This is a genomic window from Nostoc sp. CALU 546 (assembly GCF_048836525.1).
The window spans coordinates 1-2,146 of sequence record NZ_JAWJTF010000334.1 but is presented as its reverse complement, the minus strand read 5'-3'; the positions used below and the strand labels follow the sequence as shown (position 1 = coordinate 2,146).

At 42.1% G+C, this 2,146-nt stretch carries 2 protein-coding genes and 1 pseudogene; all 3 read left to right on the top strand.

All coding sequences use genetic code 11. The annotated features are described in order from the left end of the window. Positions 1-165 (top strand): annotated as a pseudogene (locus RRG12_RS43410) (phosphate ABC transporter permease subunit PstC); the annotation flags it as partial. A 1-nt stretch (position 166) separates the two neighbouring features. After that, positions 167-1,090: a phosphate ABC transporter permease PstA gene (pstA, locus tag RRG12_RS43405; protein ID WP_069069878.1), complete on the top strand. Its 924-nt coding sequence runs from the start codon at positions 167-169 to the stop codon at positions 1,088-1,090. Then, the gene (pstB, locus tag RRG12_RS43400; RefSeq protein WP_420763094.1) at positions 1,084-1,878 is read left to right on the top strand and encodes a phosphate ABC transporter ATP-binding protein PstB; all 795 of its coding nucleotides are present in this window, start codon (positions 1,084-1,086) and stop codon (positions 1,876-1,878) included. The genes pstA and pstB overlap by 7 nt, the downstream gene beginning before the upstream one ends. Positions 1,879-2,146: the final 268 nt, after the last annotated feature.

Genomic DNA, 2,146 nt, shown 5'->3' with positions numbered 1-2,146 from the left:
GCTACCATGACAGCCTACATTGTATCGGTGAGTCTCGGCGACCTACCTCATGGCAGCCTGGAATATCAGACTATCTTTGCAGTTGGACTGACGTTAGTCTTAATGACTTTAGTCTTCAACATCATTGGTCATTTTCTCACCAAGCGCTATCGAGAAATTTATTGATATGACAACTCTTAATATTCAAGAAGTCCGTAAGACTATTAGCCGGAATAAGCGATCGCAATATATTTTCAACATTATTGGCATCTTGTCAATGCTGTTTGGTATTGTCACATTACTGGCACTATTATTTGATTTAATCACCGATGGTTTTCCACGTCTTTCGTGGCAATTTTTGACTTCGTTTCCTAGTCGCAGGGCGGAAGAAGCAGGCATCCTCTCAGCTTGGGTGGGAACATTATTAGTAATGTTTGTAACGTCTTTAGTAGCCATACCCATCGGCATAGCATCAGGTATTTACTTAGAAGAGTATGCCCGAAAAAATTGGTTGTCTGATGTAATTGAAATTAATGTCACCAACTTAGCTGGTGTTCCGTCGATTATTTACGGACTTTTGGCTTTGGGTGTATTTGTTTATGGGTTCAATTTCGGTCGAAGTATTATTACCGCTGGGTTTACCTTGGCGTTATTGGTTTTACCAGTGGTGATCGTTTCTACCCGTGAAGCTCTGCGTGCTATACCAAATAGTATCCGTGAAGCTGCTTATGCAACAGGGGCTTCTAAGTGGCAAATGATTTGGGATCATATTTTGCCTTACTCAACAGGCACAATTCTCACTGGTATTATTGTTGCCTTGGCAAGAGCGATTGGTGAAACTGCACCCCTAATTACTATTGGTGCGCTGACATTTATAGCCTTCTTACCAGAACCACCAATTACTGGGCAGTTTCCCTACATCTCATTCTCTTGGTTACTCGCTCCGTTTACAGTTATGCCCATTCAAATGTTCGATTGGGTATCTCGTCCCCAAGCTGAGTTTCAGGTGAATGCAGCAGCAGCAGGTATTGTTCTAATTGCCATTACTTTGGCTATGAACGCTGTGGCAATTTATATCCGCTATCGTTTACGCAAAAAAATCAAATGGTAGAAACTGCGTCATCAACCCTAGAAAAATCCATCAAAGCTTCGGTCAATTATCTAAATTTCTACTACGGTGGAACAGTCCACGCTCTCAAAGACATTAATATGTCAGTGGGTGACAAACAAGTAACAGCGCTGATTGGTCCTTCTGGATGTGGTAAAACCACCCTGTTACGTTGTTTCAATCGAATGCACGATCTATATCCTGGAAATAGCTATAAGGGGGAAATCACTCTTGAGCCAGATGGGATTAACCTGCTCAGTAATAAAGTTGACCCAATTGAGGTACGGATGCGGATTAGTATGGTGTTTCAAAGACCTAATCCCTTTCCTAAGTCCATTTATGAAAATGTGGCTTACGGTTTGAAGGTGCGGGGTGAATCGAAACGTGCAGTCCTTGATGAAAAAGTAGAGAAAGCTTTGCATGAAGCAGCTTTGTGGAATGAAGTCAAGGATCGCTTGAATGATTTAGCTTTTAACCTTTCTGGTGGTCAACAGCAGCGATTGTGTATCGCCCGCGCTTTGGCGACTGACCCTGAGATTGTTCTATTTGATGAGCCGACATCAGCCTTAGACCCCATAGCTACCGCCAGCATTGAAGAGTTGATCGATCAATTAAAAGAAACGGTGACGATTTTGATTGTCACTCACAATATGCAGCAGGCCGCTCGTGTTTCTGATTACACTGCGTTTATGTATTTAGGTGAGTTGGTGGAATTTGATCGGACAGAAAAGATTTTTAATCACCCCTTGAAGCAACAAACGGCAGACTATGTGAATGGTCGTTTTGGATAAGAATATTTTATAGAAAACTCAAAGCTTGCTATATCTGGTTTCTCGCCCCTTCAAGCGATATATGGGTTGGACAGAGCGATCGCACTTTGCGAAAATAGAGCAAGTTCAGCTAAGAATGATAATCACTTTAAAGTTGCGAAAAAGCGCCTGCGATCGACAGGCGCTTTATTTTTTCTTTTCGTAGGAACTTTAATTAGGACTTACGCAAACAATAACCAAAGACCTGATTTGACGGAAGGGGCAAATCATGACTTTACCGCAAGGAGTG

Excerpts from the sequence above, each read along its gene's own strand:
- pstA (WP_069069878.1), top strand. The coding sequence starts at position 167 with ATGACAACTCTTAATATTCAAGAAGTCCGTAAGACTATTAGCCGGAAT.
- pstB (WP_420763094.1), top strand. The coding sequence starts at position 1,084 with ATGGTAGAAACTGCGTCATCAACCCTAGAAAAATCCATCAAAGCTTCG.